Origin of the sequence: Ornithinibacillus massiliensis (assembly GCF_018310345.1) — a bacterium.
In the GTDB taxonomy this organism is placed as follows: domain Bacteria; phylum Bacillota; class Bacilli; order Bacillales; family Amphibacillaceae; genus Ornithinibacillus; species Ornithinibacillus massiliensis.
Genome location: NZ_JAGXBY010000010.1, coordinates 37,177 through 61,559, shown reverse-complemented (window position 1 = coordinate 61,559; position 24,383 = coordinate 37,177). Strand labels below are relative to the sequence as shown.

The window sequence follows — 24,383 nt, the reverse complement described above, 5'->3', positions numbered from 1 at the left end:
CTAAGAAAAACATTTTTAAATATGTTACCTCACCATAATTCCCATTAATATATGCTTCGTTCTCTCTTCATAATTCCCAATCTCCAACCAAGGCACCTGCTTAATCTTTAGAGGCGTGAAGAATGGCATACCATTGTACGAGAACGGAATCGATTCATCCGTAACAGAATCTCCCGCTTCCAATCCACTAACAATTTCCAATTTGTTATCCATCATAATACCAGTATGCACCGGAACTAATTCCAATGTTCCAGCCTCAGTCAACTTCCACACTTGATTATGATTTACCATAGTTGGATCAACCGTATTGGCATTCAATGATTCATTGACGGTTATCGTTAAATCAGCATGATACCCCGGTAATACATCCAAGATTTCTTCATCCGTAAAAGTCACTTCAAACGGATAAATACTAGCCGTATCCACATCTACTTCATACGGCGCATCTTCCACATGAGAGATAGTACCTTGCAATACTTGTCCACTTTCCTTTAACAAAATATCGACAGGTTGCTCCACGCCAATGTCAACCCTTGCAGATTCATCAACATTCCCCTTCACCTGTAAAGCTGTTTCTTCAATACTTATTAACGGATCATTTAATGTGGAAGAAAGTTTTTTTATTTTCCCCTCAACCGGACTTTCCACTGTAATGACAGCACCAGTCGCATGTAAATCATCTAATTGTGATTGAATCATATTTTTTAAGTCTTGTTTGGCAGCTAACTCTTGTTCCTTTTGAATAATAAATTGCTCCTTCATCACTTCCGCTTCTACCGGTTCAGGTGGTGAAACAATCACAGTTGTCCCGTCTTCCTCGTTACTCCCTACAACTGGCACTGAAGGACCCGGTATCCGAAACGCTACCATCTCGGTAATCGCATCTTTAATCGCATCGATTTCGCTATTTACTTTCTCTAACTCATACGTTAGATGAGCTTCCGTCGTCAAATAATCATGTACTTGGTATTGAAAAAGCGGGTCTCCTACACCTACCACGCTTCCTTCCTCTACTAGAAACTGATCAAAGCTTCCTAGCGCTTTGTCAAAGTACACATAGCTTTCTCCGGAGTAGTCAACAACACCATCTGCTTCTACCGTTTCAACAAAGTCGGTTTGATAGACCTGCTCCCAATTTGTTACATACGCTTGTTTAACTACTTTTTCTCCATCATCTAACCAAACCAGTAGACTATTAATCCCTATAAACAAGATTATCGCTAACCATTTTATTCGTTTCTTCATTAATTAAACCACCCATTTATCATATGCATATCTGTAAGCGCGATTACAGCTGTTACAGTCCAAGTTGCTAGATGAAACAAGATGACCGTACTCCATATCCAGCCCTTATGTATACCAGAAAGTCTACTTAAGAATTTTACTTGAAAAATGATAATCCATAGTTGGAATAGAGAGCAAGCCCCACATAGATAAATCAAAAAAGAGATATCTGTTAAATAAGATGTGATAATCCCTAAGGAAAATGGTGATACAAACCAGTCAAGTCCAAAATAAATTGCTAGCGGAATCCACAAAATCCGCTCCAAAAGCATTATGAACAGTACTACGACTTGCATTAGTAAGAGTTTTTTATAAGGAATTTTTGTTACCCAATAATAAATTAAGGATGGGATAAATAAAACCATGCCTACCAGTGCTAATGAATAAATAATCCTACCGATAATAAACCAAAACTTATATACCTCGTACTCAGCAGCACTTAATAAAGCAGCTCCGCTAGATAATGCGGAGGAACCAATTCCCAATAAACTAGCACCACTATAAATCAGGACACTGAGAAGCGCCAATAAGGAAATCGTTTTCCATGGGTTGCGAATTTGTTCTGCTTTACCAATCCGGAAAATATGATCATCTACTGCAAATAATAGTTTAAAAATTTGTACCTGATAAATCATTTTTTCACCCGTTTCTGTATAACTTTCAGGGAGCTATATTTATCAATTTTATCGCACGGTTCCACAAATATCCATTATTTTCAATTAATTTAAAATAATAATAGTGCTTAAGCACCAGAGTTACACAAAAATAGTGCCAAGTATCCCCGAATTTTGCCACTTTACGGAGCTACTTGGCACACATAAGCTATTTAGTTTGATTCCGTATGCCACTTTTCTGATGTGGCTTCTTTTGTTTCTGGTTTTTTATTAAGCATCTTTACTACATTCCAGCCGACTGCTGCATTTACAATTGCCATTAAACTAAACAAAAAATAATCACCTTCCGGATCTGGAAGCATTAAATCCATGATCAGCCAACCTCCGGCAGTAGTAGCACCAACAAAAGCACCAAACATAGGTTTCCGAAATCGACTCATTTCTTATACCCACCTTTAACTCTATTAGTAACTCGCATAAAAATTAACAGATATGTGTACAGACCCTCTTTTTACTAACTTCTATATATAAACAAAGCATGCCATATATCAAAGTAGATTGACCCTGAAGGATACATTTATGCCTTCATCGCAGGCCTTCTTCTAACCTAGTGAAACAGGTAACATTGAATAACCTATTCAATGCACCAGGTAAACATTAATGTGCTCCGGTGGTTATCCTTTCCGCTTCCCCTCCTTTACGTTGCTTCCTATCAAGCATTCTTACAAATTGCCAACCAATTGCAGCGTTAACCAATCCCATTAATCCGAATAACAAATAGTCACCAATTGGCTCTGGAAGTAATAGATCCATGATCAACCAACCTCCAGCAGTCGAAGCACCTACAAGTCCACCAATTATTGATTTACGATAACGATTCATTTTTTGCACCACCTCTAATCGTTTTTACGAAGTACTTTCTATGAAGAATAAAAAAGTGGATAAATATAACTTCTTGCTAATGTACTCTTCATGTTTATCCTATGTCTGAGATAGCCATGAAATAACTAGAATTTGCTGTTGGCCTTGTCCACTGGCAGGCTTGGAGGAGCGTTTCTATTTTTTAACTAGAGGGAATTTGGAGCTAGCGTATGTCCCGTCAATCTATATTGATAGGAACAGCTTATATAAGGAATACGATAAAAGAAGGATGCATCCTGTTTTCATAAGGAGATTCTCACCGTAAAAAGGAAAACCGACTCCTTCTCACTGGAGAAAGGAATCGGTTCTTTAGTTAATGTATATGGTTATTTCATTGATTCTCCGATTTCGATAAATGTTTCTGTGACATGGTCTTTACCAAATGCCTCTAACATATCATTCGAAATATCTAATTTTATAATATAGTAATAGGTTCCATCATAAAGGTGTAGATTCATACGATCTTCCAAGAAATATGCTTCTTCCCAGCCATCTACTTCTACCTCAAACCCAGTATTCTCATTCATATAGAGCTTCGGTTCGCTATTTCGTATTTCCAAATCCATCTTGATGTCGTTTTCCCCATCACCTCTATAATCGATTAGATAGTCGACTGTTTCACCATCTCTGTAGGAAATGACACGCGGATTTCTTGTTTCTGGCTCACCAATTGGAAATTTCTTAGGGAACTTTAAACCATCCATTTTAAGCTCATGGAAAGCCGTATCGATTGGCTCTAGCGACTGGACAATAGATAGCATTTCATCTTGGGTGTAATCTTCCGCATCGATAAAATAACATACATTGTCAATTAATACACCTGCTTCAACATCGGAATTTTGATATGCATGGAAATAATAGTCATTTCCATTCTTTGTTTCGACAACTTCAAGATCCCTTAGTAATGGACAAGTGTCTCCTTCGTCAATTTTCGAAGTAGTGAAATTAATTTCTTCTCTTTTATGGGATGTTGTATCAACGTATATGGTTTGAGAATATCGTCCTTTACTTGGATCACCGGAATAATGATTGGTTTTATCAGTAACCGTTTCAGGGAACTCGGTTGGGAACATAACCGAGGTACTGCTGTCCCATAATTCAAGGAACAGGTCGGATTCTTCAAACGATGCATCTGATAAGGCAATTTCATCCTGACCAACTTCTTCTCTTGCCCTTTCCTCTTGCGCTTCAAAACTAGTTGTCTCATACGTATTAATATCACCAAGAGATACTCGATAAAGATACGTTGTATAATTATCGTCATTTCTTTCTTTATCTGTATAAATGATAAATTGTCCATTATGAGTTAGGGTGAAATATCCCGAATATACACCTACCTCTATCTCGGGAATGATCTTTGTTTCCTCCCTATCGAAATTATATAGATAAAGGTTTTCGTCTCCTTCTAATAACAAGTTTCCGTGTATGTCAAAATTACGCACACTGTAATCTAATTCACCATAAACACGGACTTCTCCACTTTCTAAATTATGAAAGAAGTATTCTTTATACACTGGATCACTTGAATTTTCACTAATGCTGTAATATAAATATTTCCCATCTGGGGAAAGTCTAGCATTGTATATGAATAAATTGTTATTATCAAATTCTTCTTGATAAGGTTCCACATCTTCTATTTTACGGACATCTCCGGTTTCTGTGTCAAAAAGATATAGCTCTACTACAGTATCAATTAGTATTTGTTTACCATCGTCTGTTGGAATGATTTTACTAATTGAGGCATGCTCAGTTCCAAGTAAATCGTCGAGAACATAATCTTGTGTTGTTTTAGTTTGCACATCATAAAATGTCAATTGTTTTTCCCAGTCGTCATTTTCTGTCTCGAAGTAAACCGTTAAGTCATTCGAAACTCCAAGAATATCGTCTCTGTTTAAACTATCATCCTCTGGGATTTGATGTGTCGTTTCTTCTTCCTCTAAGTCATAGATGGAAAAATGGATGCCATCATCATGACAGTCATACAGTAAATACTTCCCATCCGGAGATAGATTCAAATCTACACATCTTCTCTCTTGATCTGGGTCATTCGCTAACTCAAGAGCCTCAATAACTTGATCATTTCGATCGATAAAATATGTATAATAATCTTTTTTTCTGTCAATGTCTTCTTTGGCGGTAAATACTACTGCAGAACCTTCTGAATCAGTCTTTATGCCTTGCAGAGAATAATCTCTAGATTCTTCATGATCATAAGAATAAAGTACTTCAATAGCTAACGAAGTTTCTCCTGTTTCTTCATTAGCTTGATCATCATTTTCTGATTGCTTCCCTTTTGTTTCCTCGCCAGAATTGGAACAAGCGACCAAAAATGATAGCATTAACAAAATTAAAAATCTTTTCTTCATCTAACCATCCTTTTAATAATTTTCTGTCGATTGCAGGTTTATTCTCCTACATCAAACTGTCGAATTCACCCCTTCTGCCCATGGCTGTGTAACCAGCATAAATTAGTATTTTGACATACATTAATAACCCTAGCACTAATAAAATGAAATATCTTGTGCAGAAGGGCATAGGAAAATAGTCGGATTAACCGATAAAATGTTATATTTTGTCGAATCACGTCGTTTGAGGTAATGGTGGATAATTAACCTTGTTGGGGAGTGATCTGTTTTAGAGAGAAGAGTAGCTCAACTAACTATGGGAGCTTAAACTATAATGGGGATAAAAGAAAGTAACTGTTGGTGGTTCTCTTGAAATAATCGCAGTTTTCCATACTGCGTGAGTTTCAATTTCATAGGCCGAACGAATGACATGAACATTTGGCATAGCACGTAAGCTAGCTAATTGTTCGATTGATTCATATGTTGGACCATCCTCTCCAACTAAATATTCCTTATAATTATTCTGTATCGATTTATATTTTGGGGAACCATCAATACTATTAGTAATAGAAACTAATTGTGAGCAAGCTCAGGCTTGCTCTTTTATTTTGCCTATGTTTCTGTTGCCATCCGAATAATAAACGCCTGTGGAACTAAGATACCAGAAGGCAGAACATTTGGACATAAAATACCAGTTATATATAATAACGATTTTTTAATTGAGGTTTCTTTTGAAAGAGAACTGTATGCTATGAGACTAGATTAATACATGAAGATGAGAAAACAACGTTTCACGGATTAAGAGATCACATGCATCATTTTATTTGCTAATAACATAGATATTGCTTATGTATCAAAGCGATTAGGTCACATTAATGTTAAATCACACAGAATTATTATCTGGAATTAATACCAGAAAAAAAGCACCAGCAAGATGCTGATGCTTTAAATCTGTTAAGTGCTTTATAAGGTTCAAGTGAAGCAACTTAAAAAGCTCTGTAAACATTGATGTATCAATGTTTCTATTAACGTTTTGAGAACTGAGGTGCACGGCGAGCTCCTTTAAGACCGTATTTCTTACGTTCTTTCTGCTAGTCTCGACAGCCTGAGCCTACATTCAAATGTAGGCTCAGGCTGTCGAACCTAATTGCTCTTATAGCTTTGCACTAATCTAGCTATAATTAAGATTACGACTATGAGCAATAAAATTAATGCTGCCGCCAAGAAAGCATAACCCCAAAAAGTAAATTCAAATCCAGCATCAGCGGAAAGAATATGGACATCTTCACCAGCTCCCAAACGAGAATTTAAGTCCTCACGGTTTATTGCTGAACCACGAGCTATAAGTAAAACGCCTGCGGCTGTGAATGAAAATGGATATAACAAGAGCAGCAAGGAATAAAGGTAGTGCCTATTTTTTAATAATTTTATATAGACGATTATGGCAGTAAATATAAGCAGGATAAGAACGAAAACAGCTATAAACATATTAAAAACAAAAAACAAAGCGCCCACAATAAAATCTCCCTTATTCGGTAATAAATGATAGTTGAGGTCTACGCATTTGATTGCTTTTCTCTTGTTCATAATACACATATAAAAATAATCTTTCAATATCACTTATGATTAATTTCAGACCTATCTCGCCCCTTAACGTGGTGGATCAAGCGGAGCATACCAGCTCCGCTTTTTCAGTTTCGCCCATGCTGGGCGAAACTGAAAAACGTCATTCCAAAATAGGAACGACGTTTTATAAGGTGCTATATTCATTTACTGTGATATTAACACTCATTATTTAGTAGTTCGTTATTGTCACTGTTTGCCTCGTCTAGTAATACATGACATTTTAGCTAGGGGTATTCAAATCCAAATTTGGACATAAAAAAACCCTCTCTGCTTTATAAGAGCATAGAGGGCAAACCATTTGTATAAGGTTTTTAACGTTTTGAGAACTGAGGTGCACGACGAGCGCCTTTAAGACCGTATTTCTTACGTTCTTTCATACGAGGGTCACGAGTTAGGAACCCTGCACTCTTAAGCGCTGAACGATAACCTGGATCTGCTTCTAGTAAAGCACGTGCGATACCATGACGGATAGCACCAGCTTGACCAGTAAATCCACCACCATGAACATTAACGATTACATCATATGTTCCTTGAGTTTCAGTAGCTTGTAGTGGTTGGTTAAGAATTAGAATTTGAGTTTCATATGGGAAATAGTCTTTTGCATCACGACCATTTATGGTTACATTACCAGTACCCGGTACTAAACGTACACGTGCAGTTGAGCTTTTACGACGACCTGTGCCGTAGTATTGTACTTGTGCCAATTGATTTACCTCCTTTTATTATCCGCGAAGTTCGTAAACTTCAGGTTTTTGTGCTGCATGATTGTGCTCAGCACCTCTGTATACATGTAATTTCTTAGCCATTTTACGTCCTAAAGATCCTTTTGGAAGCATGCCTTTGATTGCAATCTCAAGCATTTGCTCAGGATATTTTGTACGCATTTCATCAGCAGTACGTTCTTTTAATCCACCTGGATGTCCAGAGTGACGGTAGTACTTCTTGTCACTTAATTTGTTTCCAGTTAGTTCAATTTTGTCAGCGTTAACGATGATTACATAATCACCAGTATCAACGTGTGGTGTATAAGTTGCCTTATGCTTTCCACGAAGGATTGCAGCAACTTCACTTGCTAGACGACCAAGGCGTTGGCCTTCAGCATCCACAACAAGCCATTTGCGTTCGATATTGTTTTCATTCGCCATGAAAGTTGTGCGCATGATTGGTTCCCTCCATATTTTTCATTCATTAATTTTTAAATGTTTAAAGTTCGTTATTCCTATATTTTCAACACAATTAGTTCCGGGGCTAATCGCGGTTTTAGAAATAAAATGCCATAGACCATAATATATCAAAATAGGGTAAATTGTCAAGAGTCTGGCAGATTTATTTATTGATATTTTTTTATAATTCATTGCAAAAACACTCTTTCTATTATACAGCATTTCTATCTAAAAAGAAAGGTGTCGATATTTCCCAGGAAATGTAGTGTTTTGTCAGAAATAATGATTCCTTAATAGCTTACTCTCCACAGGAATAAACCTTGAGCTGGAGCTGTTTTCCCGGCATATTTCCGGTCCTTTGCCTCTAACAACGTGCCAATATCAGAAGGGCTAATTTTCCCTTGCCCAACATCGATTAACGTTCCTACTAAGATTCGAACCATATTATATAAAAATCCACTTCCTCGGAAAATAAATTCTATTTGCCCGTTATCTTGATTACATGAAACCTCATACAACGTTCTTACCTTGTTCCCTTTGACAGTTGCCTTTGCTGAAGAAAAGGTGGTAAAGTCATGGGTTCCTTCTAAATAACGACAAGCTTCTTGTATTGCTTCTATATCAAGCTTATATGGAAAATGATACACATGATTTCGTCTAAAAACATCAGGATTCGTTGTATTTAATAAAAAATAACGATATTCCTTCTCCACTACATTGTATCTAGCGTGAAAATCATTAGAAACTACTTCTGCATGTGTCACATATACATCACTCGGTAATAAGGCATTGAGTGCCTTCCTCCAACTATTCCCCGGGATATCTAGATTCGTTTCAAAGTGAATGGTTTGTCCCTTAGCATGAACCCCTGTATCGGTTCTGCCGGATGCATGAATATGGATTTTTTCACCTTTGTGGATTTTTTCCAATGCATGCTCTAATTCTAGTTGAACGGTTCGTTTATCGGGCTGGACCTGATAGCCATGGAAATTAGTTCCATCATAGCTAATCGTACATTTAATTTTCGGCAAAACTGTCCAACCTCCAAACTATGAATAATTTCTCGTTAAGAATAGCCCAGCAATTACCAATAAGAAGAAAAGCAAAACAAAGATATCGATCTTATCAATTTTTAATTGCCTTAGCTTCGTTCTTCCCTCTCCTCCCTGGTAGCCTCTAGCTTCCATCGCCATCGCAAGCTCTTCCGCACGCTTAAACGCACTAACAAATAGCGGTACTAATAGAGGAACAATGGCTTTTAACCGTTCCTTCATTGGTCCAGTACGAAAATCCACTCCCCTTGATGCTTGTGCCTTTGATATCTTATCCGTCTCTTGTAAAAGGGTTGGGATAAAACGTAAGGATATCGACATCATGAGAGCTAGTTCATGTACTGGGAACTTGATTTTCTTCAATGGATGTAACATATCTTCAATCGCATCTGTGATCTCTATTGGTGTTGTCGTTAACGTTAATAGCGATGTAATCAAGATTAATAGGAAGAATCGTAGCGAGATTGCAAACCCCTGTATAATGGCTCCTGAGTATATTTTAAACCCAAATAAATCAAAAACTACGGAACCTTCCTTTGTTACAATCAAATGCAGGATAAAGGTAAAAATAATTAAGAACCATACTGGTGTTAATCCCTTCAATATAAAACGAAACGGGATTCTCGTGATAACAATCGTAATAATCGCAAATGCTGTCAAAATACTATAGCTAACGACATTATTAGCAAAGAACACAATAATAACGAATAAGAAGATGATCGTAATCTTCATTCTTGGGTCTAACCGATGCACTAAAGAATTTCCTGGGACATATTGTCCGATAATCATCATGTTATTCATCCGATTCAGCCCCCTTTAGTAATTGCTGAATCTCAACCGCAAGCTCTTCAACGGTTTGACGCTTGAAGGGGATGGTTAACCCAAATTTCTCCTGAAATGAGGTAATAAATTGAATAGCTTCAGGGACTTCTAATTGCACCTGATGAAGCGCTTCTCGTTGCGTAAATACTTCTTCTGGCGATCCCTCCATATATTTTGTTCCTTTGTTCATGATAATGACATGGTCAGCGTATTTGACGGCATCCTCCATACTATGTGTTACTAGTATCGTAGTTAAGTTGCGCTCTTGGTGAAGCGTATAGAACATGTCCATTATTTCCAATTGACCTCTTGGATCTAGCCCTGCAGTTGGCTCATCTAAAACAAGAATCTCTGGCTTTATAGCAAGAACTCCAGCTATCGCAACCCGTCTCATTTGTCCACCACTTAGATCAAAAGGGGATCTTTCTAGTAAAGACTCATCCATTCCAACTGCAGGAATAATATCTCGTATTCGTTCCGCTATTTCTGTATCGGAAACCCCAAAGTTCTTCGGTCCAAACGCGATGTCCTTTTCGACGGTTTCATCAAATAATTGGTGTTCAGGATACTGAAAGACGACTCCTACTCGACTACGAAGTTCCTTTAAATTCTCCGTTTTTTTATCCGAATTAATATGAAAGTCACCAATTCGAACTTCACCTTTAGTTGGTGTTAACAGTCCATTTAAGTGCTGGAGTAATGTTGACTTACCAGATCCAGTATGACCAACTATCGCGACAAAGGATCCAGATGGAATATGAAAGGATAGGTCCTTTAACGCAGAATGAGCAAAAGGTGAGTTTGCTTGGTAGATGTAACTTACATCTTTGAATGTAATGTCCATAATTCCTCCAATAATTCTTCATGATTTAAAGGTTCCGTCGAGATCTCTAGCCCATTTCGTTTTAATTCATCTGCCAGTAACGCAATATAGGGAACATCTAAGCCGATTTTCCGTAACTCATCCTTTTTAGCAAAAACCTCTCGCGGTGTCGCCTCTTCCCATACCTTACCGCTATTCATCACGATAACGCGCTCTGCTTGTACTACTTCCTGTAAATCATGTGTTATCGTAATAAGTGAAATCTCATTCTTTGCTTGAATCTCTGAAACGGTTCGCATAATTTCTTTACGACCCTTTGGATCTAACATTGCTGTCGCCTCATCTAGGATTAGAACAGCTGGTTGAATGGCTAGCACACTAGCTATCGCCACTCGTTGCTTTTGTCCGCCTGATAGTCGATGTGGTTCTGTAAGGCGATAATCTTCCATCCGTACAGCCTTTAATACCTCATCAATTCTAGTGACCATTTCTTCTCTTGGGACACCTCTATTCTCCATTCCAAAGGCTACATCATCCTGAACAGTTGTCCCGACAAACTGGTTATCAGGGTTCTGGAAGACCATTCCTACTTGCTTACGAATTTCCCAGACGTGCTCGTCGTTAACTGGCATCCCATTTATTAAAATTTCCCCTTCTTGGGGATACAATAGTCCATTCATTAACTTAGCGATTGTCGATTTACCAGATCCATTATGCCCAATAATCGCTACCCATTCATCTTGATATATTTCAAATGAAACGTTCTCTAATACCCAAGGCTGCTCTTCTCCGTATCGAAACGATACATTCCTAAACTCTATAAACTTCTCTCTCATCTTTATTCCTCCTATTCTCTACGTAGCCTTTAGGTTACATCCATGTATGTATTTTACTACTTCTGTTGTTGAATGTTAATAGATAGGTGTTTAATTTAGCGAAGGGTGTCTGGGGAAAGTGGTTGGGGCTGACCTTACTTAGCTTAGTGAACCTAAAGCAGGATAATTAGCTTTCAACTATGCTTGTATAGCATAACCGTGTATCCGAAAAATCTGCCCATTATATGGTATATTTCCCTATTACAGTTCTAGCGACCATCTAAAGGTTCGGATGCCTAATTTCCTCTATAACTAACCCTAGTTAACCACTTCATACCGCTTATATTACATGTATATTGCCCATTCAATCGAAACACGTGATCCACTTAACCTGAAATCCAAGCCCTTTTCTATACAAAAAAAGGGCTTGGATTTCACCTCGTGGAAGAGATCAAGTCCTGCCCTTAACGCGTATGGATTGATTAAACTAGCTCAATAATTGCCATTTTCGCTCCATCACCTTGGCGTTCGCCTAACTTAAGAACGCGTGTATATCCACCTTGTCTGTCTTCATAGCGCTTCGCTACATCATTGAATAGCTTTTGAAGAACTGTATCTTCTTCATTAGCCTCTTTGTTGTATAAGAATGCAGCTGCTTGACGACGAGCGTGTAGATCACCACGTTTACCTAATGTAATCATTTTGTCTACTACAGATCTAAGTTCTTTAGCCTTAGCTTCTGTTGTTTCAATCCGCTCATGAATAATTAAATCAGAAGCAAGGTTGCGAAGTAGTGCTAGTCGTTGATCTGTTGTACGTCCTAGTTTTCTTGCCATGGACTATCCCTCCCTTTCTTGAAACTCTAAAGATGTCCGATATTAATCTTCTTTACGTAAACCTAAACCTAAATCAGCAAGTTTAACTTTAACTTCCTCTAATGATTTACGACCTAGATTACGCACTTTCATCATATCTTCTTCAGATTTATTTGAAAGCTCTTGAACTGTATTAATGCCAGCACGTTTTAAACAATTGTAAGAACGAACCGATAGGTCTAATTCTTCAATTGTCATTTCCATTACTTTTTCTTTTTGGTCTTCTTCTTTCTCAACCATTATTTCAACATTCTGTGCTTCGTCTGTTAAGCCTACGAAAATATTTAAATGCTCAGAAAGAATCTTTGCCCCTAAAGAAATTGCTTCTTCTGGACGAATGCTTCCATCAGTCGTAACATCTAAAGTTAATTTATCGTAGTTCGCACTTTGACCTACACGAGTATTCTCAACTTGGTAAGTGACACGTGATACTGGTGTGAAAATGGAATCAACTGGAATAACACCAATTGGTTGATCTTCATGTTTGTTTGCATCTGCTGGAACATAACCACGACCACGTTGTGCAGTTAATTTCATACGCAAGTTTCCTTTTGCATTTAATGTTGCAATTGGAAGTTCAGGATTCAATACTTCTACATCACTATCGTATGTTAGATCTGCCGCAGTAACGACTCCTTCACCTTGCACATCGATTTCTAATGTTTTTGGTTCGTCTGAATAGATTTTAAGGGCTAGCTTTTTCAAATTCAAAATGATTGTCGTAACATCTTCAACTACTCCATCAATAGTTGAAAATTCATGTAATGCTCCATCAATTTGAACTGACGTAACAGCAGCACCTGGAAGTGAGGATAGTAGGATACGACGCAAGGAGTTTCCAAGAGTTGTACCATAACCACGTTCGAGCGGTTCTACCACAAATTTTCCAAATGTAGCATCATCACTAATCTCAACCGTTTCAATCTTTGGCTTTTCTATTTCAATCATTCCATAATACCCTCCTTTAAAACGTCGAAACCCCGGCTAGAAAGTGATCTAACCGAAATTCCTCGGGATCGGCAGTTGGCGTTTCTGCACTACCTGTGTAATTTATCGTACGTTTGTCTTTGCGATGCTGTATAGTAAGGTCTTAATAAGAAATATATCTCCTCGCCCCTAAGGCGTGTTGCTATACCATCTTCTCATCATTTACCTTGGTGTACTTAAATTTATCTCTATTACCATCTATACTTTTAGTCATCATAACCCATTATAGACAGGGTGACAAATAATATACGTTTAAATTATACACGACGACGTTTTGGTGGACGGCAACCGTTATGAGGTACTGGAGTTACATCTTTAATAGCTGTAACTTCTAGTCCAGCTGCTTGTAGAGAACGAATAGCAGCTTCACGTCCAGCTCCTGGACCTTTAACTGATACTTCTAGAGTTTTCATTCCATTATCAACTGCAGTTTTAGCAGCTGTTTCAGCAGCCATTTGTGCAGCAAATGGAGTAGATTTACGAGAACCTTTGAAACCTAGTGCACCTGCAGAACTCCATCCAACAACATTACCTTGAACATCAGTGATAGTTACAATAGTGTTGTTGAAAGTAGAACGGATATGTGCTACACCAGTCTCAACATTCTTTTTCACACGACGTTTACGTGTATTAGTTTTACGAGCCATCTATTAGTTTACCTCCTTACATTATTTTTTCTTGTTAGCGATTGTACGACGTGGGCCTTTACGAGTACGAGAGTTGTTCTTCGTATTTTGACCGCGAACCGGTAAACCACGACGATGTCTTAGACCACGATATGAGCCGATTTCGATTAGACGTTTAATGTTAAGCGATACTTCACGACGAAGATCCCCTTCAGTTGTGTAACCATCCACCGCTTGACGAATACGTCCTAACTCATCTTCAGTTAGATCACGAACACGAGTATCTTCAGAAACGCCTGCTTCTTTAAGGATATCTTGTGCAGTTTTCTTACCAATACCATAAATGTATGTTAAAGAGATTACTACACGTTTATCACGTGGAATATCTATACCTCCAATACGTGCCATAAAAAATGCGCACCTCCTTCAATTATCCTTGTTTTTGCTTGTGTTTCGGATTTTCACAAATCACCATTACTTTGCCTTTTCGTTTAATGACTTTGCATTTTTCACAAATTGGCTTTACAGATGCTCTTACTTTCATCATCTTTACCTCCTTTTATATCGGAGCTCGCTTATTTATAACGGTACGTAATTCGTCCTCTTGTTAAATCATATGGAGAGAGTTCTACCGTTACTTTATCACCTGGTAAGATACGGATGAAGTGCATACGGATTTTTCCAGACACATGTGCCAAGACCGTATGACCGTTTTCAAGCTCTACGTTGAACATTGCATTTGGCAATGTTTCTGTTACGGTTCCTTCCACTTCAATTACATCATCTTTCGCCATCGCGCCTTACTCCCTTCTTTTAAATCAGTCACAATATTGTTCTAAAACAACATATAAACGATAAATTTTCATTTGTGACACGACCAGTTTCTAGAAGGCTGTTTTGGACTTCTGGAGACGTATAATCCATGTTCAATATGATGTTTACTCATTCTCTTTGGTCGAGATCATATTTACGTGTTCCCCATCTGCTACCAAGACACAACGATCATCAATCACTCAAACCGATAATGCCTTGTCGCCTCTTGCAAATTCGACAAACAAGACCTATTCGTGGCATCGAATCAGTTTCGCTTCATGACGTTCACCTAAATGAGGGTGGAATGTTAAACACAGGGTGTCATTATCCACATAGTAAGCATTAAAGCTAAACGACTCTTATTACTATGAAACAAATAGAATTGTCTATTCGTGCAGGGCCTACAATGAATTAATTTTCAATAATCGATTGAATGTCTTGAAAAACCTTATTGATATCTTGATCACCATCAACGGTTACAAGATATCCTCTATCTTCATAAAAGTCTAGTAACGGCTTCGATTGTTCGATGTTGATCGCCAAACGATTTTTAACCGTTTCTGGTTTGTCATCATCACGTTGAATTAACGCTGAACCATCAATATCACAGATACCCTCTTTTTTGGGAGGATTATATATCACATGATAAGCTCTACCACATGTTGGACAAATTCTACGACCGGATAAACGCTCCACTAATTTATCTTCTGGTACTTCTACATGTAATACATGGTCAATCGCTTGATTCATTTCCGATAAAAGTGCTTGTAAAGCTTCTGCTTGTGCAATGGTTCTTGGGAAACCATCTAACAAGAACCCTTTCTCACAGTCAGCTTTACTCAAACGCTCTTTTACGATTCCAATTGTTACTTCATCCGGAACAAGTGCGCCTTGGTCCATGAAGCTTTTAGCTTTCACACCAAGTTCTGTTCCTTCTTTAATAGCGGATCGGAACATATCTCCTGTTGAAATATGAGGGATGTTATATTTCTCGCTTATTTTATCTGCCTGTGTACCTTTGCCTGCACCAGGAAGACCCATTAACAATAGATTCAAAACTTTCCCCTCGCTTCATTGGCAAATTCTTACTTAATAAATCCTTTGTAGTGTCGCTTCACTAACTGACCTTCTAATTGCTTCATTGTTTGAATTGCTACACCTACAACGATTAGTAGACTTGTGCCGCCGATTTGAATTGATTGTGGAAGACCTGCAAGTTTACCGAATACAATAGGTAGTACGGAAACTGCAGCCAAGAATATTGCTCCTACAAATGTTAAACGATTGATAACACGAGTAAGATACGTTTCAGTATTTTTACCTGGACGAATTCCTGGAATATATCCACCCTGCTTTTGTAAGTTCTCAGCCATTTGCTCAGGATTAACTTGAACAAATGTATAGAAATACGTAAACGCAATAATTAGCGCCACATAGATAAGCATACCTGTTGTTGTTGTATAATCAAAGATCGATTCAATTGTATTAGCAACATTACCATCAAAGAATCCTGCAACAGTTCTTGGAGCCATAATAAAGGCAATCGCGAAGATTACTGGGATAACTCCCGCAGCATTTACTTTTAGAGGTAAATGTGTAGAATGACCACCAACTGGAGAACGATTTACAAGTTTCTTTGCATATTGAATTGGGATCTTACGTAACGCTTGTTGTACGAAAACAACACCAGCCGTGATTGCTATCGCAACTAAAGCTATTAAAGCTACAATAACGATATTGATAAACAGTTCATCTCCAGGATTTGTAAAGTACTGGGCATATAACTGTTCAACAGCGTTCGGTATAGCAGCTACGATACCTGCAAAAATGAGTATCGAAATTCCATTCCCAACTCCATTTGCAGTGATCTGTTCACCTAACCACATTAGGAATGTTGTTCCAGCAGTTAATACTAATGCGATGATAAGGAACTTCATTGGATCTGGATTGGCAATTAAGAAACCACCAGCCATTGCATTGAAGCCAATAGACATGGCTATTGCTTGAACGAATGCAAGGACCACTGTTCCATAACGGGTAACTTGGGCAAGTTTCTTTCTACCCACTTCACCCTGCTTTTTCCATTCAGTAAACTTCGGTACAACATCCATTTGTAGTAATTGCATAATGATTGAAGCTGTAATATAAGGCATTATCCCCATTGCGAAAATGGAGAAATTCATCAATGCCCCACCGCCAAATGTATCTAGAAATCCAAACACATTATTTTGCGAGTTCAAATGTTCAATTGCAGTTTTATCTGTGAATGGCACAGGAATAAATGTGCCTAGACGGAATACAATTAACAAAGCAAGTGTAAAAAATATTTTCCGTCTAATGTCAGCCACGCGCATAAAATTGGAGAATGTACGGAACATTAGATCACCTCTGTTTTACCGCCCGCTTCTTCGATTGCTGCCTTTGCTGAAGCAGAGAACTTATGAGCTTTAACGGTATATTTGTTTTCGACGGAACCATTACCAAGTACTTTAATACCTGATTTTACGTTCTTTACGACACCTGATTCTAATAATAACTCAGGAGTGATTTCTGTGCCGTCTTCAAATCGGTTTAAAACGTCTAAGTTCACTATAGCATATTCTTTACGGTTTATGTTCGTAAATCCACGTTTTGGTAAACGTTGGAATAAAGGCATTTGTCCACCTTCAAATCCAGGACGTACACCACCGCCAGAACGAGCGTTTTGTCCTTTGTGACCACGACCGGAAGTTTTTCCGTTTCCAGATGATGTTCCGCGACCTACACGGTTTCTCTCTTTACGTGAGCCTTCTGCTGGTTTCAATTCATGAAGTTTCATACGAGCACCTCCTCTTTACGCTTCTGTTTATTAACCTTCTTTAACCGTTACAAGATGAGATACTCTGTTAACCATTCCACGAACAGCCGGAGTATCATCAAGAACTACGGTTTGACGAATTTTTTTAAGACCTAGTGCTTCAACAGTTTTCATTTGTTTTTCTTTTGCACCTATTACACTGCGTGTGAGGGTGATTTCTAATTTTTTAGACATAGTGTTTCCCTCCTTATCCTAACAGTTCTTCTACAGACTTTCCTCGTAGTTTTGCTACATCTTCCGCGCGCTTAAGGTTAGTTAAACCATTCATAGTAGCGCGAATCATATTAATTGGTGTGTTAGAACCAAGTGACTTAGTTAAAATATCACCAACACCAGCAAGCTCAAGTACCGCACGAACCGGACCACCAGAGATAACTCCAGTACCTTCAGAAGCTGGTTTCATTAATACACGTCCAGAACCGAATTCTCCATGAATTTCATGTGGAATTGTTGTTCCAACGATCGGTACAGTGATTAAGTTTTTCTTCGCATCATCAACTGCTTTTCTAATTGCATCTGGTACTTCTTGTGCTTTACCAGTACCAAATCCAACATGGCCGTTCTTATCTCCTACAACTACTAATGCAGCAAAACGGAAACGACGTCCACCTTTTACAACTTTTGCTACGCGGTTTACCGCAACAACACGTTCTTCAAGATCTAATTTATTAGGATCGATTACTGTTTTCATCTGTGTCCCTCCTTTTACAATTAAAATTCAAGACCTGCCTCACGAGCAGCATCTGCTAATGCTTTTACACGTCCATGATAAAGGTAGCCTCCACGATCAAATACAACTGATTTATGACCTTTATCTTGGGCACGTTTTGCAATCAATTCTCCAACTTTAGTTGCAGCATCAACACTGCTAGTTGAATCAACGCTTAATTCTTTATCTACAGTAGACGCGCTAACTAATGTTACACCGTTAGTATCATCAATTAACTGTGCATAAATGTGTTTATTTGAACGATACACGTTTAAACGAGGACGCTCAGGTGTTCCGAAAAGATTCTTACGAACACGGTTATGTCTTCTTTTACGTGCAACATTTTTGTCAGGTTTTGTGATCATCTGGGTCACTCCTTTCTCGCCTAACTAACCTTACTTAGCAGTTTTACCTTCTTTACGACGTACATATTCATCAACGTAACGAATACCTTTACCTTTGTAAGGTTCTGGTTTTCTAATAGCTCTAATGTTAGCTGCAACAGCGCCAACTTTTTCTTTATCGATACCTTTAACAATCACAGAAGTGTTGTTTGGAACATCGATTTCAATACCGTCGATTGGATCTATTTCAACTGGATGTGAATATCCAGCGTTTACTACGATTTTATTACCTTGCTTTTGTGCACGATAACCAACACCGATAATTTGAAGATGTTTTTCAAAACCTTTCGATACACCTTCAACCATGTTAGCTAGTAGGCTACGAGTTGTTCCGTGTAATGAACGATGTGTTTTTTGATCACTAGGGCGTTCCACTGTGATCACGTTATCTGCAACAACAATCTTCATATCAGGATGAAATTCTCTAGTTAATTCACCTTTAGGGCCCTTAACTGTTACTGTATTTTCATTAAGTTTTACTTCTACACCACTCGGAATCTCAATTGGCTTAAGTCCTATACGAGACATTCCATGCACCTCCTCATCATAAAAAATTAATTACCAAACATATGCAAGTACTTCGCCACCAACAGCTTGAGCGCGTGCTTCTTTATCAGAAAGTACACCTTTAGATGTTGATACGATTGCAATACCTAAACCGTTTAGTACACGAGGTACTTCACCAGCTTTAGCATAAACACGTAATCCTGGCTTACTAATACGTTTAATACCTGTAATTACTCGTTCCTCATTCACACCGTACTTAAGGAAAATACGCAGAACGCCTTGTTTGTTATCTTCAATAACTTCATAATCACGTACAAAGCCTTCTCTTTTTAGAATATCAGCAATTTCAGTTTTAATTTTAGAAGCAGGAAGTTCTAACTTTTCATGTTTAACCATGTTCGCATTACGAATGCGAGTTAGCATATCTGCGATTGGATCTGTCATAACCATTAATCATTACCTCCTTCCCGAATCGGGGTTTACCAGCTTGCTTTTTTGACACCAGGAATTTGACCTTTATAGGCAAGTTCGCGGAAACAAATACGGCAAAGTTTAAATTTACGCATTACTGAATGCGGACGTCCACAACGTTCACAACGAGTATACTCTTGTACTTGATACTTTTGTGTGCGTTTTTGTTTCGCAATCATTGATTTTTTAGCCACAATTTTCCCTCCTTGTATTAGCTCATGTCTATTTTTGGAAAGGCATGCCAAGCTGAGCTAAAAGTTCACGTGCTTCTTCATCAGTATTAGATGTTGTTACGATAACAATATCCATACCGCGCACTTTACTTACTTTATCGTAATTAATTTCTGGGAAAATTAATTGTTCTTTAACACCTAGCGTGTAGTTACCACGGCCATCAAAAGCTTTTTTAGAAATACCACGGAAGTCACGTACACGTGGTAGAGATACCGCGATTAGCTTTTGTAGGAATTCATACATGCGCTCACCGCGAAGAGTAACTTTCGCACCAATCGGCATTCCTTCACGTAAACGGAATCCTGCGATTGATTTTTTAGCACGTGTAATCATTGGTTTTTGACCAGAAATTAATGCTAGTTCTTCAACTGCGCTATCTAGTGCCTTAGAGTTTTGAACTGCATCACCAACACCCATGTTGATAACGATTTTTTCGATTCCAGGCACTTCCATAACAGACTTGTAATTAAATTTATTCATTAAAGATGGTACAATTTCATCTTGGTATTTTTGTCTTAATTGATTCACCATGTTGCCCTCCTTTCACAGCACATACTATTTATCTAATGCTTCACCGGAACTTTTAGCGATGCGGACTTTCTTTCCATCACGCACTTCGTAACCAACACGTGTCGGTTTGCCGGTCTTTGGATCTACTGGCATCACGTTAGAAACATGAATTGGAGCTTCTTGGTTAAGAATTCCACCTTGTGGATTCTCTTGAGAAGGCTTAGCGTGTTTTTTGATCATGTTAACACCTTCAACAAGAACGCGATCCTTTTTCGGATATGCTTCTAAAATTGTGCCTGTTTTACCACGGTCTTTACCGGAAATAACAATTACTTTATCACCTTTTTTTACATGCATGCTTTACGCACCTCCTTACAAGGTAATTCTCTTCTTATAGAACTTCTGGAGCTAGAGATACGATTTTCATGAATTGTGCATCACGTAATTCACGTGCAACTGGTCCGAAGATACGAGTTCCTCTTGGACTTTTGTCATCACGAATGATTACTGCAGCATTTTCATCAAAACGAATATATGAGCCGTCTTTACGACGTACACCAGATTTAGTACGTACAATTACTGCTTTTACAACGTCACCCTTTTTGACAACGCCTCCTGGTGTTGCTTGTTTTACGGAACAAACAATAACATCACCGATATTAGCAGTTTTGCGACCTGAGCCACCTAGTACTTTAATCGTAAGTAACTCACGTGCACCAGAGTTATCTGCAACTTTTAAGCGTGTTTCCTGTTGAATCATACGCTTTAAACCTCCCTTCGGATACCTTCCGAGCGAAACTTTATTATATAATTACCGCTTCTTCAACGATTTCAACTAGACGGAAGCGTTTAGTTGATGATAACGGACGAGTTTCCATAATACGAACGATATCACCAGTTTTTGCTTGATTGTTCTCATCATGTGCTTTAAATTTCTTAGAATACTTAACACGTTTACCATATAATTTATGGTTTTTGTAAGTTTCAACTAAAACTGTGATTGTTTTATCCATTTTATCTGAAACTACACGGCCTGTATATACTTTACGATTATTACGTTCAGTCATTTTGAGGCTAACCTCCTCTCATTATCAGTTGTTTACGCTTAGTTCGCGTTGACGGACAACAGTTTTCATACGAGCAATGGTTTTTCTTACTTCACGGATACGTGCAGTGTTCTCAAGTTGACCAGTTGCTAGTTGGAAGCGTAAATTAAATAACTCTTCTTTTAAAGATTTAAGTTTTTGTTCAATTTCGGCAGTGGTTAGTTCTCTGATATCATTAGCCTTCATTGATTTCACCACCAATTTCTTCACGTTTTACGAATTTAGTTTTGATTGGAAGTTTATGAGAAGCAAGACGTAATGCTTCACGAGCAACCTCTTCAGAAACTCCAGCAATTTCAAACATAACTTTTCCAGGCTTAACTACAGCAACCCATCCTTCAGGAGCACCTTTACCAGAACCCATTCGGACTTCTAGAGGCTTCGCTGTATACGGCTTATCTGGGAAAATTTTGATCCATACTTTACCGCCACGTTTCATGTAACGAGTCATAGCGATACGAGCAGCTTCTATTTGACGACTTGTAATCCAAGAAGCCTCAAGAGCTTGTATTCCATATTCACCAAAAGTAACTTGAGTACCACCTTTTGCTTGGCCTCTCATTTTACCACGATGTTGTCTACGATATTTAACACGTTTAGGCATTAACATGTATATAGCCCCCTTCCTTATTTGTTCGATTTAGTTGGAAGGACTTCACCACGATAGATCCACACTTTAATACCAAGTTTACCGTACGTAGTATCAGCTTCTGCTGTTGCATAGTCGATATCAGCACGTAATGTGTGTAGTGGAACAGTTCCTTCACTGTAATGTTCAGCACGAGCAATATCTGCGCCACCTAGACGACCAGATACCTGTGTTTTAATTCCTTTTGCACCAGCACGCATAGCACGTTGGATAGCTTGCTTTTGTGCACGACGGAATGAAATACGATTTTCTAATTGACGAGCAATATTTTCTGCAACTAGCTTAGCATTAACATCAACTTTCTTGATTTCAACAATATTGATGTGAACACGTTTGCCAGTTAAACTGTTTAATGAGTTACGTAGAGCTTCTACTTCAGATCCGCCTTTACCAATAACCATACCTGGTTTACCAGTGTGAATTGTTACGTTTACGCGATTAGCTGCACGTTCAATTTCAACATGGGAAACAGCTGCAGTTTTTAGACGGTTTTCAAGATATTCTCTGATTTTAATATCTTCATGTAGTAAGTCTGCATAGTCTTTGCCAGCATACCATTTAGACTCCCAGTCTTTAATGATACCAACGCGAAGACCTGTTGGATTCACTTTTTGACCCACTAACTATCCCTCCTTCTTTTCTGTTACAACCACTGTAATGTGGCTAGTGCGCTTATTAATCTTGCTTGCACGTCCTTGAGCGCGTGGACGGAAACGTTTTAAAGTAACACCTTCATTAACGAATGCTTCAGAAATCACTAGATTATCTGGATCCATTTCGTAGTTGTGTTCTGCGTTTGCGATTGCAGATTTTAACACTTTCTCTACAACTGGAGAAGCACCGCGTTGTGTGTGGCGTAAAATAGCAATTGCTTCGCCAACTTGTTTTCCTCGAATTAAATCAACGACTAATCGCACTTTACGAGGAGCAATACGAACTGATTTAGCTACGGCTTTAGCTTGCATTTAGAGCGCCTCCTCTCATTAGCGTTTTGTTTTCTTATCGTCACTTGCATGTCCTTTGTACGTACGAGTTGGAGCAAATTCACCTAATTTATGTCCAACCATGTCCTCTGTAACAAATACAGGAACATGTTTACGTCCATCATAAACAGCAATAGTGTGCCCGATGAATGTCGGGAAAATAGTAGAACGACGTGACCAAGTTTTAATAACTTGTTTTTTGTCAGATTCATTTAGTTCATCAATTTTTTTCAATAGATGGTCATCTGCAAAAGGTCCCTTTTTTAAACTACGACCCATGGATAAACCTCCTTTCGAAGTTCCAAGATGGGAGTTATTCCCACCTTAAATTACGATTATTTTTTACGTTTACGCACAATATACTTATCTGAAGCTTTATTACGTTTACGTGTCTTATAACCAAGAGTTGGTTTGCCCCAAGGTGACATTGGTGATTTACGTCCGATAGGTGCACGTCCTTCACCACCACCGTGTGGGTGATCGTTCGGGTTCATAACAGATCCACGTACAGTTGGGCGAATACCTTTCCAACGAGAACGTCCTGCTTTACCGACACGAATTAATTCATGTTCTAAGTTACCTACTTGACCTACTGTTGCGCGGCAAGTTGATAAAATTAAACGAACTTCACCAGAAGCTAAACGCACTAATGTGTATTTTTCTTCACGACCAAGGATTTGAGCTTCAGCACCCGCAGAACGAGCTAACTGTCCGCCATTTCCTGGTTTTAGTTCGATATTGTGGATTACTGTACCTACTGGAATATTTGCTAACGGAAGAGCGTTACCCACTTTAATATCCGCGCTTTCACCAGATTCAATTACTTGACCTACTTGTAAGCCTTTTGGTGCAAGAATATAACGCTTCTCACCATCAGCGTAGTTGATTAATGCAATGTTAGCGGTACGGTTTGGATCGTATTCGATAGTAGCAACTTTACCTGGAATACCATCTTTGTCACGTTTGAAATCGATGATACGATATTGACGCTTGTGACCGCCACCTTGATGACGAACGGTTAATTTCCCTTGGTTGTTACGTCCACCACGTTTTGGTAGAGGTGCTAATAGGGATTTTTCCGGTTGATCTGTAGTGATTTCTGCAAAATCAGATACAGACATGTTACGTCTACCATTAGTGGTAGGTTTGAATTTTTTAATCGCCATCTTGTTTTCCCTCCTTCACTT

Annotated in this window: 37 protein-coding genes and 2 pseudogenes; all 39 read right to left on the bottom strand. The window is 38.4% G+C overall.

Going from position 1 to position 24,383, the window contains the following annotated elements; genetic code table 11:
• Positions 1-24: 24 nt before the first annotated feature.
• A complete protein-coding gene (locus KGF86_RS19020; protein WP_211742696.1) occupies positions 25-1,245 on the bottom strand; it encodes an efflux RND transporter periplasmic adaptor subunit in 1,221 nt (406 codons plus the stop codon).
• The gene (locus tag KGF86_RS19015) at positions 1,245-1,919 is read right to left on the bottom strand and encodes a hypothetical protein (protein WP_211742695.1); all 675 of its coding nucleotides are present in this window, start codon (positions 1,917-1,919) and stop codon (positions 1,245-1,247) included. The genes KGF86_RS19020 and KGF86_RS19015 overlap by 1 nt, the downstream gene beginning before the upstream one ends.
• A 191-nt stretch (positions 1,920-2,110) precedes the next feature.
• Entirely contained in the window at positions 2,111-2,338 is a 228-nt protein-coding gene (locus KGF86_RS19010) for a hypothetical protein (RefSeq protein WP_211742694.1), read from the bottom strand.
• A gap of 217 nt (positions 2,339-2,555) precedes the next feature.
• Positions 2,556-2,780, bottom strand: coding sequence for a hypothetical protein (locus tag KGF86_RS19005; protein ID WP_186871287.1), 225 nt, complete (start codon positions 2,778-2,780; stop codon positions 2,556-2,558).
• A gap of 365 nt (positions 2,781-3,145) precedes the next feature.
• Positions 3,146-5,185 (bottom strand): TolB-like translocation protein, encoded by a 2,040-nt coding sequence (locus KGF86_RS19000; RefSeq protein WP_211742693.1) that lies wholly within the window; start codon positions 5,183-5,185, stop codon positions 3,146-3,148.
• Positions 5,186-5,474: 289 nt separating this feature from the next.
• Positions 5,475-5,666: pseudogene (locus tag KGF86_RS19430) on the bottom strand (hypothetical protein); the annotation flags it as partial.
• A gap of 523 nt (positions 5,667-6,189) precedes the next feature.
• A pseudogene (rpsI, locus tag KGF86_RS18990) lies at positions 6,190-6,252 on the bottom strand (30S ribosomal protein S9); the annotation flags it as partial.
• Positions 6,253-6,307: 55 nt separating this feature from the next.
• Positions 6,308-6,751 (bottom strand): hypothetical protein, encoded by a 444-nt coding sequence (locus KGF86_RS18985; RefSeq protein WP_211742692.1) that lies wholly within the window; start codon positions 6,749-6,751, stop codon positions 6,308-6,310.
• 350 nt (positions 6,752-7,101) lie between these two features.
• On the bottom strand, positions 7,102-7,494 hold the full coding sequence (gene rpsI / locus KGF86_RS18980; RefSeq protein ID WP_186871284.1) for a 30S ribosomal protein S9: 393 nt from the start codon (positions 7,492-7,494) through the stop codon (positions 7,102-7,104).
• An 18-nt stretch (positions 7,495-7,512) separates the two neighbouring features.
• The gene (rplM, locus tag KGF86_RS18975) at positions 7,513-7,950 is read right to left on the bottom strand and encodes a 50S ribosomal protein L13 (RefSeq protein WP_186871283.1); all 438 of its coding nucleotides are present in this window, start codon (positions 7,948-7,950) and stop codon (positions 7,513-7,515) included.
• 293 nt (positions 7,951-8,243) lie between these two features.
• Positions 8,244-8,984, bottom strand: coding sequence for a tRNA pseudouridine(38-40) synthase TruA (gene truA / locus KGF86_RS18970; protein WP_211742691.1), 741 nt, complete (start codon positions 8,982-8,984; stop codon positions 8,244-8,246).
• 18 nt (positions 8,985-9,002) lie between these two features.
• Positions 9,003-9,806, bottom strand: coding sequence for an energy-coupling factor transporter transmembrane component T family protein (locus KGF86_RS18965; RefSeq protein ID WP_211742690.1), 804 nt, complete (start codon positions 9,804-9,806; stop codon positions 9,003-9,005).
• Complete coding sequence (locus KGF86_RS18960; protein WP_211742689.1) at positions 9,799-10,671, bottom strand: energy-coupling factor ABC transporter ATP-binding protein; 873 nt, start codon at positions 10,669-10,671, stop codon at positions 9,799-9,801. Before KGF86_RS18960 ends, KGF86_RS18965 begins: the two co-directional genes overlap by 8 nt.
• The gene (locus KGF86_RS18955) at positions 10,647-11,486 is read right to left on the bottom strand and encodes an energy-coupling factor ABC transporter ATP-binding protein (protein ID WP_186871279.1); all 840 of its coding nucleotides are present in this window, start codon (positions 11,484-11,486) and stop codon (positions 10,647-10,649) included. The genes KGF86_RS18960 and KGF86_RS18955 overlap by 25 nt, the downstream gene beginning before the upstream one ends.
• A 461-nt stretch (positions 11,487-11,947) precedes the next feature.
• A complete protein-coding gene (gene rplQ, locus KGF86_RS18950; protein ID WP_186871278.1) occupies positions 11,948-12,301 on the bottom strand; it encodes a 50S ribosomal protein L17 in 354 nt (117 codons plus the stop codon).
• Positions 12,302-12,343: 42 nt separating this feature from the next.
• Positions 12,344-13,288 carry a DNA-directed RNA polymerase subunit alpha gene (locus KGF86_RS18945; RefSeq protein WP_186871277.1) on the bottom strand — a complete coding sequence of 315 codons (945 nt, stop codon included), beginning with the start codon at positions 13,286-13,288 and terminating at the stop codon, positions 12,344-12,346.
• 296 nt (positions 13,289-13,584) lie between these two features.
• Positions 13,585-13,974 (bottom strand): 30S ribosomal protein S11, encoded by a 390-nt coding sequence (gene rpsK / locus KGF86_RS18940; protein ID WP_010095726.1) that lies wholly within the window; start codon positions 13,972-13,974, stop codon positions 13,585-13,587.
• Positions 13,975-13,995: 21 nt separating this feature from the next.
• The gene (gene rpsM, locus KGF86_RS18935; RefSeq protein ID WP_186871276.1) at positions 13,996-14,361 is read right to left on the bottom strand and encodes a 30S ribosomal protein S13; all 366 of its coding nucleotides are present in this window, start codon (positions 14,359-14,361) and stop codon (positions 13,996-13,998) included.
• Between the two features lie 22 nt (positions 14,362-14,383).
• The gene (gene rpmJ / locus KGF86_RS18930) at positions 14,384-14,497 is read right to left on the bottom strand and encodes a 50S ribosomal protein L36 (protein WP_010095733.1); all 114 of its coding nucleotides are present in this window, start codon (positions 14,495-14,497) and stop codon (positions 14,384-14,386) included.
• 31 nt (positions 14,498-14,528) lie between these two features.
• Positions 14,529-14,747, bottom strand: a complete 219-nt coding sequence (gene infA / locus KGF86_RS18925) for a translation initiation factor IF-1 (RefSeq protein ID WP_010095735.1) — start codon at positions 14,745-14,747, stop codon at positions 14,529-14,531.
• 430 nt (positions 14,748-15,177) lie between these two features.
• Positions 15,178-15,822, bottom strand: coding sequence for an adenylate kinase (locus tag KGF86_RS18920; RefSeq protein WP_211742688.1), 645 nt, complete (start codon positions 15,820-15,822; stop codon positions 15,178-15,180).
• A 29-nt stretch (positions 15,823-15,851) separates the two neighbouring features.
• Positions 15,852-17,144, bottom strand: a complete 1,293-nt coding sequence (secY, locus tag KGF86_RS18915; RefSeq protein WP_186871274.1) for a preprotein translocase subunit SecY — start codon at positions 17,142-17,144, stop codon at positions 15,852-15,854.
• A complete protein-coding gene (gene rplO, locus KGF86_RS18910; RefSeq protein WP_186871273.1) occupies positions 17,144-17,584 on the bottom strand; it encodes a 50S ribosomal protein L15 in 441 nt (146 codons plus the stop codon). The genes secY and rplO overlap by 1 nt, the downstream gene beginning before the upstream one ends.
• Positions 17,585-17,614: 30 nt before the next feature.
• Positions 17,615-17,797 (bottom strand): 50S ribosomal protein L30, encoded by a 183-nt coding sequence (rpmD, locus tag KGF86_RS18905; RefSeq protein ID WP_186871272.1) that lies wholly within the window; start codon positions 17,795-17,797, stop codon positions 17,615-17,617.
• Positions 17,798-17,810: 13 nt separating this feature from the next.
• Positions 17,811-18,314 carry a 30S ribosomal protein S5 gene (gene rpsE / locus KGF86_RS18900; RefSeq protein WP_186871271.1) on the bottom strand — a complete coding sequence of 168 codons (504 nt, stop codon included), beginning with the start codon at positions 18,312-18,314 and terminating at the stop codon, positions 17,811-17,813.
• Positions 18,315-18,334: 20 nt separating this feature from the next.
• Positions 18,335-18,697 carry a 50S ribosomal protein L18 gene (gene rplR / locus KGF86_RS18895; protein WP_186871270.1) on the bottom strand — a complete coding sequence of 121 codons (363 nt, stop codon included), beginning with the start codon at positions 18,695-18,697 and terminating at the stop codon, positions 18,335-18,337.
• Positions 18,698-18,727: 30 nt separating this feature from the next.
• Entirely contained in the window at positions 18,728-19,264 is a 537-nt protein-coding gene (rplF, locus tag KGF86_RS18890; protein ID WP_186871269.1) for a 50S ribosomal protein L6, read from the bottom strand.
• A 30-nt stretch (positions 19,265-19,294) separates the two neighbouring features.
• The gene (gene rpsH, locus KGF86_RS18885) at positions 19,295-19,693 is read right to left on the bottom strand and encodes a 30S ribosomal protein S8 (RefSeq protein WP_186871268.1); all 399 of its coding nucleotides are present in this window, start codon (positions 19,691-19,693) and stop codon (positions 19,295-19,297) included.
• A 29-nt stretch (positions 19,694-19,722) separates the two neighbouring features.
• Positions 19,723-19,908, bottom strand: a complete 186-nt coding sequence (locus KGF86_RS18880; RefSeq protein ID WP_186871267.1) for a type Z 30S ribosomal protein S14 — start codon at positions 19,906-19,908, stop codon at positions 19,723-19,725.
• A 28-nt stretch (positions 19,909-19,936) separates the two neighbouring features.
• Positions 19,937-20,476, bottom strand: coding sequence for a 50S ribosomal protein L5 (rplE, locus tag KGF86_RS18875; protein ID WP_186871298.1), 540 nt, complete (start codon positions 20,474-20,476; stop codon positions 19,937-19,939).
• Between the two features lie 27 nt (positions 20,477-20,503).
• On the bottom strand, positions 20,504-20,815 hold the full coding sequence (rplX, locus tag KGF86_RS18870; RefSeq protein WP_186871266.1) for a 50S ribosomal protein L24: 312 nt from the start codon (positions 20,813-20,815) through the stop codon (positions 20,504-20,506).
• 34 nt (positions 20,816-20,849) lie between these two features.
• Positions 20,850-21,218 carry a 50S ribosomal protein L14 gene (gene rplN, locus KGF86_RS18865; RefSeq protein WP_010095756.1) on the bottom strand — a complete coding sequence of 123 codons (369 nt, stop codon included), beginning with the start codon at positions 21,216-21,218 and terminating at the stop codon, positions 20,850-20,852.
• Between the two features lie 43 nt (positions 21,219-21,261).
• The gene (gene rpsQ / locus KGF86_RS18860; RefSeq protein ID WP_186871265.1) at positions 21,262-21,525 is read right to left on the bottom strand and encodes a 30S ribosomal protein S17; all 264 of its coding nucleotides are present in this window, start codon (positions 21,523-21,525) and stop codon (positions 21,262-21,264) included.
• Between the two features lie 24 nt (positions 21,526-21,549).
• Positions 21,550-21,750 carry a 50S ribosomal protein L29 gene (gene rpmC / locus KGF86_RS18855; RefSeq protein WP_047983280.1) on the bottom strand — a complete coding sequence of 67 codons (201 nt, stop codon included), beginning with the start codon at positions 21,748-21,750 and terminating at the stop codon, positions 21,550-21,552.
• Positions 21,740-22,174 carry a 50S ribosomal protein L16 gene (gene rplP / locus KGF86_RS18850; protein WP_010095762.1) on the bottom strand — a complete coding sequence of 145 codons (435 nt, stop codon included), beginning with the start codon at positions 22,172-22,174 and terminating at the stop codon, positions 21,740-21,742. Before rplP ends, rpmC begins: the two co-directional genes overlap by 11 nt.
• A gap of 17 nt (positions 22,175-22,191) precedes the next feature.
• Positions 22,192-22,833 carry a 30S ribosomal protein S3 gene (rpsC, locus tag KGF86_RS18845; protein ID WP_186871264.1) on the bottom strand — a complete coding sequence of 214 codons (642 nt, stop codon included), beginning with the start codon at positions 22,831-22,833 and terminating at the stop codon, positions 22,192-22,194.
• A gap of 3 nt (positions 22,834-22,836) precedes the next feature.
• On the bottom strand, positions 22,837-23,178 hold the full coding sequence (gene rplV, locus KGF86_RS18840) for a 50S ribosomal protein L22 (RefSeq protein WP_186871263.1): 342 nt from the start codon (positions 23,176-23,178) through the stop codon (positions 22,837-22,839).
• 18 nt (positions 23,179-23,196) lie between these two features.
• Positions 23,197-23,475 carry a 30S ribosomal protein S19 gene (gene rpsS / locus KGF86_RS18835; RefSeq protein ID WP_186871262.1) on the bottom strand — a complete coding sequence of 93 codons (279 nt, stop codon included), beginning with the start codon at positions 23,473-23,475 and terminating at the stop codon, positions 23,197-23,199.
• 56 nt (positions 23,476-23,531) lie between these two features.
• Complete coding sequence (gene rplB, locus KGF86_RS18830; protein ID WP_186871261.1) at positions 23,532-24,362, bottom strand: 50S ribosomal protein L2; 831 nt, start codon at positions 24,360-24,362, stop codon at positions 23,532-23,534.
• Positions 24,363-24,383 lie beyond the last annotated feature (21 nt).